Annotated in this window: 11 protein-coding genes; 4 read left to right on the top strand and 7 right to left on the bottom strand. The window is 60.6% G+C overall.

What is annotated here, in order from left to right; translation table 11 throughout:
- Window positions 1-168: 168 nt before the first annotated feature.
- Window positions 169-444 (bottom strand): YheV family putative zinc ribbon protein, encoded by a 276-nt coding sequence (locus JFT44_RS05380; protein WP_057439263.1) that lies wholly within the window; start codon window positions 442-444, stop codon window positions 169-171.
- Entirely contained in the window at window positions 441-2,492 is a 2,052-nt protein-coding gene (gene prlC, locus JFT44_RS05375) for an oligopeptidase A (RefSeq protein ID WP_057439264.1), read from the bottom strand. The genes JFT44_RS05380 and prlC overlap by 4 nt, the downstream gene beginning before the upstream one ends.
- 101 nt (window positions 2,493-2,593) lie before the next feature.
- On the opposite strand from prlC, the gene JFT44_RS05370 reads away from it, so the two are divergent.
- Window positions 2,594-3,136: a gamma carbonic anhydrase family protein gene (locus JFT44_RS05370; protein WP_057957891.1), complete on the top strand. Its 543-nt coding sequence runs from the start codon at window positions 2,594-2,596 to the stop codon at window positions 3,134-3,136.
- Window positions 3,133-3,792: an HAD family hydrolase gene (locus JFT44_RS05365; protein WP_057957890.1), complete on the top strand. Its 660-nt coding sequence runs from the start codon at window positions 3,133-3,135 to the stop codon at window positions 3,790-3,792. Before JFT44_RS05370 ends, JFT44_RS05365 begins: the two co-directional genes overlap by 4 nt.
- An 84-nt stretch (window positions 3,793-3,876) precedes the next feature.
- On the opposite strand, the gene JFT44_RS05360 is transcribed toward JFT44_RS05365, so the two are convergent.
- Window positions 3,877-4,920, bottom strand: a complete 1,044-nt coding sequence (locus JFT44_RS05360) for an aminopeptidase (protein ID WP_057444832.1) — start codon at window positions 4,918-4,920, stop codon at window positions 3,877-3,879.
- An 87-nt stretch (window positions 4,921-5,007) separates the two neighbouring features.
- Between JFT44_RS05360 and JFT44_RS05355 the strand changes: the two genes are divergently transcribed.
- Window positions 5,008-5,436: a hypothetical protein gene (locus JFT44_RS05355; RefSeq protein WP_057439266.1), complete on the top strand. Its 429-nt coding sequence runs from the start codon at window positions 5,008-5,010 to the stop codon at window positions 5,434-5,436.
- Here the strand turns inward: JFT44_RS05355 and JFT44_RS05350 are convergent, their stop codons facing one another.
- Together JFT44_RS05350 and JFT44_RS05345 are read right to left on the bottom strand one after the other, a co-directional pair.
- On the bottom strand, window positions 5,437-5,676 hold the full coding sequence (locus JFT44_RS05350; RefSeq protein ID WP_057439267.1) for a DUF1161 domain-containing protein: 240 nt from the start codon (window positions 5,674-5,676) through the stop codon (window positions 5,437-5,439). It lies immediately after the preceding gene.
- Window positions 5,677-5,825: 149 nt separating this feature from the next.
- A complete protein-coding gene (locus JFT44_RS05345) occupies window positions 5,826-6,257 on the bottom strand; it encodes an OsmC family protein (RefSeq protein ID WP_010168580.1) in 432 nt (143 codons plus the stop codon).
- Between the two features lie 212 nt (window positions 6,258-6,469).
- Between JFT44_RS05345 and JFT44_RS05340 the strand changes: the two genes are divergently transcribed.
- On the top strand, window positions 6,470-7,471 hold the full coding sequence (locus tag JFT44_RS05340) for an LLM class flavin-dependent oxidoreductase (RefSeq protein ID WP_057439268.1): 1,002 nt from the start codon (window positions 6,470-6,472) through the stop codon (window positions 7,469-7,471).
- A gap of 68 nt (window positions 7,472-7,539) precedes the next feature.
- On the opposite strand, the gene JFT44_RS05335 is transcribed toward JFT44_RS05340, so the two are convergent.
- Together JFT44_RS05335 and JFT44_RS05330 are read right to left on the bottom strand one after the other, a co-directional pair.
- The gene (locus JFT44_RS05335; protein ID WP_057439269.1) at window positions 7,540-7,764 is read right to left on the bottom strand and encodes a DUF1161 domain-containing protein; all 225 of its coding nucleotides are present in this window, start codon (window positions 7,762-7,764) and stop codon (window positions 7,540-7,542) included.
- Window positions 7,765-7,879: 115 nt separating this feature from the next.
- Window positions 7,880-8,095, bottom strand: a complete 216-nt coding sequence (locus JFT44_RS05330) for a dodecin (protein WP_057439270.1) — start codon at window positions 8,093-8,095, stop codon at window positions 7,880-7,882.
- Window positions 8,096-8,228: the final 133 nt, after the last annotated feature.

The raw sequence follows: 8,228 nt of genomic DNA, 5'->3' as shown, positions 1-8,228 counted from the left end.
AAAACGACTCAAGCCCTGGTCATCATTGGCCGCAAGCTGGCGCGCATCGCCTTTTCGCTCATGAAAAACCTGAGCGAATACCAGTCAAAAGCGGTTTGGGGGGCTTCCCCAAAACCATAGAATCTCCTACACAAGCCTGTTCCCACAGGTTGGACGGAGTAAGGCCCGTCAGTCTTTTTTCAGCTTCGGATTAGGGAAGAACTGCACCGCCTGCACCTTGGGGTCCGCCGGCGCTTTCAACGCCGAGGTGTTGACCCGCGTGCCCAATTCCTTGGGCACCGACAAACCCTGGTCGTTGAGCGTGTCGGTATAGCCGCAGGCCACGCATTCGCGATGGGGCACATTGTCTTCGGTCCACATCTTCAACTTGTCCGGCTCGCTGCACGCCGGGCACACGGCCCCGGCGATAAATTGCTTTTTGGTGATCACAGGCCCGTCACTCATGCTGCTGCGTCCTCACTCAGGCCGCTGTGGCGCAAGAGTGCGTCAATCGACGGTGCGCGTCCGCGGAAGTCGACGAACAGCACCATCGGCGCCTGGGAACCGCCACGGGCCAGGATCGCCTCGCGGAACGCCCGGCCAGTCTCGGCATTGAGCACGCCGTCTTCTTCGAACTTGGAGAAGGCATCCGCCGACAACACCTCGGCCCACTTGTAGCTGTAGTACCCCGCCGCGTAACCGCCGGCGAAGATATGCGCGAAGCTGTTGGGGAAGCGGTTGTAGGCCGGAGGACGCATCACCGACACCTCGTCGCGCACGCCTTCGAGCACCTGCGCCACGCTGCGGCCATCGCCGTGGGTAGCGTGCAGCTCAAAGTCGAACAGCGAGAATTCCAGTTGGCGCACCATCATCAGGCCGGACTGGAAGTTCTTCGCCGCGAGCATTTTTTGCAGCAGGTCCTGGGGCAATGCTTCGCCACTTTCATAGTGACCGGAAATCAGCGCCAGGCCTTCCGGCTCCCAGCACCAGTTCTCCATGAACTGGCTCGGCAACTCCACCGCATCCCAGGCCACACCGTTGATACCGGACACGCCCGCGTGTTCGACGCGGGTCAGCAGGTGGTGCAGGCCGTGACCGAATTCGTGGAACAGGGTGGTGACTTCATCGTGGGTCAGCAGGGCAGGCTTGCCGCTGTCGGCCGGGGTGAAGTTGCACACCAGGTTGGCCACCGGGCTTTGCAGCACACCCTCGGCGGTACGCCGACGATCACGGGCGCCGTCCATCCAGGCACCGCCACGCTTGTTGGCGCGGGCATACAGGTCGAAGAAGAAGCGGCCGACGTGCTGGCCGTTTTCCTTGATTTCGAACAGGCGGACATCCGGGTGCCAGGTATCGAAGCCTTTCTGCTCGGCGATCTCGATGCCGTACAGGCGCTGGACGATGGCAAACAGCCCGCCCAGCACTTTGTCGATCGGGAAGTAGGCACGCAGGGCTTCCTGGGACACGCTGTAGCGCTGTTCACGCAGTTTTTCACCGTAGAAACCGCTGTCCCAGCTTTGCAGGTCGGCGCAGCCTTGTTCGGCAGCGTAGGCCTTGAGCTGCTGCAGGTCCTGGGTGGCAAATGGCTTGCTGCGCTTGGCCAGGTCACGCAGGAAACTCAGTACCTGGTCGCTGGATTCGGCCATTTTGGTGGCCAGGCTCAGTTCGGAGAAAGAGGCGAAGCCAAGCAGTTGGGCCAATTCCTGACGCAGGTCGAGGATCTGTTCCATCACCGGGCCGTTATCGTTCTGACCGGCATTCGGGCCCTGGTCCGACGCGCGGGTGCAGTAGGCCGCGTAGATTTCTTCACGTAGGGCGCGGTCGTGGGCGTAGGTCATCACCGCGTAGTAGCTGGGGAATTCCAGGCTGATCAGCCAGCCGTCGAGGCCTTTAGCCTGGGCCGCAGCAGCCATTTGCGCTTTGGCTGAGTCGGTCAGGCCGGCCAGGGTGGCTTCGTCGGTGACGTGCTTGGTCCAGGCCTGGGTGGCGTCGAGCAATTGGTTGGAGAACTTGCTGCCCAGTTCGGAGAGTTTGCTCTGCACCTCGGCATAGCGCTTCTGCTGCTCAGGCGGCAGGTCGATACCCGACAGGCGGAAGTCACGCAGCGCGTGCTCCAGAATGGTTTTTTGCGCCACGTCGAAACCGGCCGCTTCCGGGCTGTTGGCCAGGGCTTCGAAGGCCTGGAACAGCTCGCGGTTCTGGCCCATCTCGGTGGAATAGGCGCTCAATGCCGGCAGGCAGGCCTCATAGGCTTCGCGCAGTTCGGCGCTGTTGCACACGGCATTGAGGTGGCTGACCGGGCTCCAGGCCGCGCCCAGGCGGTCGTTGAGTTCATCCATGGCCAGGACCAGGCCGGCCCAGGTCGGATTTTTTCCCTGGCTTTGCAGGATGCCCTCGATGGCGACGCGGTTGTCGGCCAGGATCTGTTCGATGGCCGGTTGGACGTGCTCGGCACGGATCGCCGAGAACGGCGGCAGGTCGTAGGACTGCAAAAGAGGGTTGTTCGCGCTCACGGTTGGCACCTTGGCTGAAGAAACAGGTAAGACAAAGATGGGGCCATCTTAATTACAATCAACGTCCACCGCAGCTATCAACCAAACAGAGAGAGGCTATCGTGACCCTTCGCACCTATCAGAATCACACGCCAACCCTCGGCGCCGGGGCTTTCGTCGATGCTTCGGCGGTGGTGATCGGCGATGTCGAAATCGGCGCCGACAGCTCGGTCTGGCCGCTGACGGTGATTCGCGGCGACATGCACCGTATCCGCATCGGCGCGCGCACCAGCGTGCAGGATGGCTGCGTGCTGCACATTACCCACGCCGGCCCGTTCAATCCTGACGGTTTCCCGTTGCTGATCGGTGACGACGTGACCATCGCCCACAAGGTCATGCTGCATGGCTGCACCGTCGGCAGTCGCATCCTGATCGGCATGGGCAGCATTGTGATGGACGGCGCGGTGGTTGAAGACGATGTGATCATCGGTGCCGGCAGCCTGGTGCCGCCAGGCAAGAAACTTGAAAGCGGTTTTTTGTATGTGGGCTGCCCGGTTAAACAAGTTCGTGCGCTTTCTGACAAGGAACGCGCCTTTTTCACCTATAGCGCCGCGAACTACGTGAAGCTCAAGGACCTGCACCTGGCAGAGGGATTCGACCAATGACCCTGGATTACCAGACGGTTCTATTTGACCTGGACGGCACCCTGACCGACCCACGGGAAGGCATCACCCGCTCGATCCAATACGCCTTGGCCAAGCTGGGCATTGATGAGCCGGACCTGACCAAGCTCGAACACTTTATCGGCCCGCCGTTGCTGCAGGCCTTTATGCAGTTCTACGATTTCGACGAGGCCCGGGCGTGGCAGGCGGTGAATTTCTATCGCGAACGCTTCAAGGTCACCGGGCTCTATGAAAACCGGGTGTTCGACGGGGTCATGCCATTGCTGGAAGCGTTGAATGGCCAGGGGCGCCAGCTGTATGTGGCCACCTCCAAGCCGTGGGAATTTGCCCGGGAGATCGCCCGGCATTTCGATTTCGCCAAGCACTTCAAGGTGATCTACGGCAGTGAGCTGGACGGCACGCGCACCAACAAGGTCGAACTGATCGCCCACTTGATGCACGAGGAAGGGCTGGACCCGGCCAGTACCTTGATGATCGGCGACCGTAAGCACGACCTGATCGGCGCACGTAGCAATGGCCTGGATGCAGCGGCGGTGGGGTATGGGTTTGGCAGTTTTGCAGAATTGAGTGCCGAAGCGCCGCGCTGGCATTTTGAGACGCTGGACGAGATGCATCAGGCATTTTTGCGGCGGGCTTGAGACCGCTATCGCGGGCAAGCCCGCTCCCACATTGGCGGTGTTCACACATCAACATGTGGCAGCTGGCTTGCCTGCGATGGGGCCCTAAAGGTCACGCCCCTCCAACTGCCGCAACGCCAATTTGCGCTGCTCCACCGGCAAGCGTCCCAACTGCTCCACGGCACCGTAGAACCTCAGCCAATCCCCACCCTCGCGGCGGAACAACGCCGCAAACGCCGGCACCCACTGGTCATACAGCCCAAACGGCAACAACCGCGCATTGTTCATCGGCTGATTGATCCAGGCGTCATAACGCTTGTCGCCGCCCCACTGGCTGTCGCGCATCTGCCGATAATCACTGCGCAAGCGCTCGAACTCGGCGGCCTTGGCCTGGCGCATGGCATCAGCGGCCAACGGCTGCGCATACAGGCGCTCCAGGCGGCTGCGGGTGTCGAGGATCAACTGGATAAACTGGTCGCGCTGCTTCAAGCTCGATTCGCTCGCAGGCGCCAGGCCACGGGCCGCGCGCCATTGCCGGGTGCCTTCCTGCTCGACGAAGGTGGCAAACGACTCATTGAACTCGGTGTCGTCCTTCACATAAAAGCGCTGGTGCGCCAGCTCGTGAAAAATCACCGTGGCCAGGCGCTCTTCACCCCAGCGCATCATCGAACTCATGATCGGGTCATCGAACCAGCCGAGGGTGGAATAGGCCTCGACCCCGCCAATCGACACATCCATGCCACGCAGTTGCAACAACGCCGCCTCGCCCCGCGCCGCACCCTGAGTGTAATAACCACGGTAGGCCACACATCCGGCAATCGGGAAGCAATGGTTCTGGGGTAACAAGGAAAATTCTGATGTAGCGAAGACATTCCAGACGACATACGGCCGGCCGATATCGGCATACAGGCGATAGCTCTGATTGTCAGGCAGGTGCAACTGTTGGCTGGCGAAGGTGCGCGCCTTCTGGGAGTGCGCCAAATGCTCACGCAACACTTGCGGGCGCGTCGGATCGGCAATCACTTCGGCCACCGGCTGCCGCGCCTGCAGTAACTGCCATTGGCCGCTGGCCAGTTGGCTGTAGTAGCTGACACTGGAGCAACCGCCGAGCCACAGGCACGTCAGCCCCGCCAAGAAACGCCACACCATGTCAAACCGCTCCAGAGTCATTGGCCCGCCAGACTAACTGGCCGGCAGGGGTTATGCTCATACCATTCCTACGGTTGAGTGCCCACTATGCGTCAGCTCCTGCTTCCCTTGGCGGCGATTTTTCTCAGCGCCTGTGCCTCCGCGCCAATCCCGCCCGCCGACCCGCAACAGGCCTGGGTCGATTTCGCCACGCCGACGCCGGGCGCCAAGCTGGTCATGGCGCAACGCCTGGACGGCAAGGCCCTGGACGATGGGCGCTACTTCCAGGTGCCAGCGGGCAGCCATGAGTTGATGGTGCGTTTTGATTTTGAAGTGTATGCCGGGGCGGGCCTGGGTGGCGGGCTGAACCAGCCCCAGGAGCGCACCTGTTTTATCACCCTGCAATACGACCAGTTCCAGGCCGGCCAACGCTACCGCCTGGAAGGGCGCTCGCTGGGCTTTACCCCGAACATCCGGCTGTATGACGCCCAGCGTCAGTTGCTGGCCGAGGAACGCAGCATCAACTGCATTCCCTGATCAGTCATCGTTGCGCTGGTAGATGATGCGCTTGGTGCCGTTTTCGCAGGAGCCGACGATCATGGCTTCGTCATGATTCTTGGCTTCTTCGGCGGTGATGATTTCCAGGGTGTAGGACGGGATTGCCTTGGCCTGTAGGCCGACTTCAATCTCTTTCCTGAGCTCTTCACAGTCTTTCGGCGCGGCCATTGCCGATGTGGCCAAAACACCGCAGATAATCGCCAAGGCAAAACGTTTCATGTGTGAAGCTCCCTAAATGCGCTGCGCACGGGTGTGCGCCAAAGGCTGCATGGGTATGAGACCACATTTGCGAAACGCGAGTTCTGATTTAACGCAGAACAAAATGTGGGGGGCGAGCAAGCCCGCTCCCACATTGGACCTGCGCAGGGTCAGCTGACGAGGGTGCCATCCAGGGTGATGGTGGCATTCAGCACCTTGGACACTGGGCATCCTTCCTTGGCCTTCTTGCTCAGTTCATCGAACTGCGCCTGGCTCGCGCCGGGAATCTTGGCCTTGAGGATCAGGTGAACCGCCGTGATCGCAAAACCACCGTCCACCTGGTCCAGGGTCACTTCGGCCTGGGTGTCGATACTGTCGGCCTTGAGCCCGGCATCACCGAGAATCATGGAAAAGGCCATGGAGAAACAACCGGCATGGGCCGCGCCGATCAGTTCTTCAGGGTTAGTGCCCTTGCCGCCTTCGAAACGTGCCTTGAAGCCGTAGGGGGCTTCGCGCAGTACGCCGGTTTCGGTCGAGATAGAGCCCAGACCGGTTTTCAGGTCGCCTTCCCAGTGTGCGGAGGCTTTTTTCACGATACTCATAGCGATCTCCCAAGCAGTGGTTGTGCATCAGTAAGGTTCTGAGGATAGAACCTCTGGCAAAGTTCACCCCGTCGGAAAAACCAAGTGGATTAGTAGGAAATTTCATGCCCACTATTGAATCTCGGGTATATGCCCACATTGCATAGAACATGCACATGAAGCGGCAGGTTTTGGTTCGTCACAAGCCTGCGCCCCTATGGAGAAGCAGGCTTATGAAACCACTGTCCGATGTAAAGTTCTCGACCCTCGACCTGGTACCGGTGCGCGCCAATGGCAGCCCGGCGCAGTCGCTGCGCAATTCCCTGGACCTGGCCCAGCACGTGGAAAAGCTCGGCTACACCCGTTTCTGGGTAGCCGAGCACCACAATATGGATGGCATCGCCAGCTCCGCGACCTCGGTGCTGCTGGGCTACCTGGCCGGCGGCACCTCGACCATCCGGGTCGGCGCAGGCGGCGTGATGCTGCCCAACCATGCGCCACTGGTGATCGCTGAACAGTTCGGCACCCTGGAGAGCCTCTACCCCGGCCGGATCGACCTGGGCCTGGGCCGCGCACCCGGCTCCGACCAGATGACCGCCCGCGCCTTGCGCCGCGAGCGCTCCGGCAGCGCCGATGACTTCCCGGAAGATGTGGCCGAGTTGATGGCCTACCTGGGCCCGCGTACCCCCGACCAACGGGTGATCGCCATGCCGGGCACCGGCACCAACGTCCCGATCTGGCTGCTCGGCTCCAGCCTGTTCAGCGCCCAACTGGCCGGCGAGCGCGGTTTGCCCTACGCCTTCGCCTCCCATTTCGCACCGCGCATGATGCATGAGGCGATTCGCGTCTATCGCAATCACTTCAAGCCTTCGGCGGTGCTCGACAAGCCTTATGTGATGCTCGGGGTGCCGCTGGTGGCCGCCGATACCGATGAACAGGCCGATTACCTGGCCACGTCGGTCTACCAACGGATCCTCGCGCTGATGCGTGGGCAAAGCCTGGTCCAGCGCCCGCCGGTCGACAGCATGGACGGCCTGTGGCTGCCCCATGAGAAAGACGCGGTAGGTAGTTTTCTAGGCCTGGCAATGGTGGGGAGCCCGGCGAAGATTCGCGCCAAGCTGGAGGTGTTGATCGAGCAGACCGGTGCCGATGAGCTGATCTTTACCTGCGACCTGTACGAGCATGCTGATCGGATTCATTCCTACGAGCTGCTGGCACAAGTGATGAAGGGCTAAAACCCCTGTGGGCATTGTCGAGCCTTGGCGAGGCTCGACAACGCCCACAGTTGGTTGCTACCACGGGATCACCCGCGGTTGTAGACGATTTCCTTGGTACCACCTTCGCAACTGCCGACCACTTCGCCGTTGGTTGCGCTGCCTTTATCGACAATTTCCAGGGTGTACCCGGAAGCGCCATTGGCCTGGATCTTGGCGTCGATTTCGCTTTTCAGCTCGCCACAAGGTTTGCCAGCCGCCAGGGCTGTACCTGCCAGGCTCAACAAACCTACCGCTAACAGAAACTTTTTCATCCGTTACTTTCCTTGCGCTGATCAAAAAATGTACGCCGACACGCAGGGTATCGGCGCCCAAAGGGTGTAGCGCAGGTTATGGCAATCGGCCAGCGTGCAAGTTCAACCGTGCCGATCAACTATTGGCAATACGGAAGCCCACCTTGAGGGTCACCTGGAAGTGCGCGGCCTTGCCGTCCTTGATGTGGCCACGGGTTTCGGTGACCTCAAACCACTCCAGGTGCTTGATGCTCTTGTTGGCCTCGGCCAGGGCATTGTTGATGGCGTCCTCGATGCTGGTTGGGGACGAGCCCACCAGTTCGACTTTTTTGTAGGTGTGATGATCAGTCATGAGTGCTCTCCTGGGTCGATGAATACAGCCTAGCAGTGATTCTTCGTACTGCTTCTGGCGACTCTTCTCACCTGAAAGTTCAGATTTACTGCACTTTCTGAAACCCCCGCAGTCGGAATCAACACACGTCACT

Source organism: Pseudomonas sp. MF5691, assembly GCF_016405645.1.
Taxonomy (GTDB): domain Bacteria; phylum Pseudomonadota; class Gammaproteobacteria; order Pseudomonadales; family Pseudomonadaceae; genus Aquipseudomonas; species Aquipseudomonas shahriarae.
The sequence above is the reverse complement of the archived record's forward strand: the minus strand, read 5'-3'. Positions and strand labels throughout refer to the sequence as shown.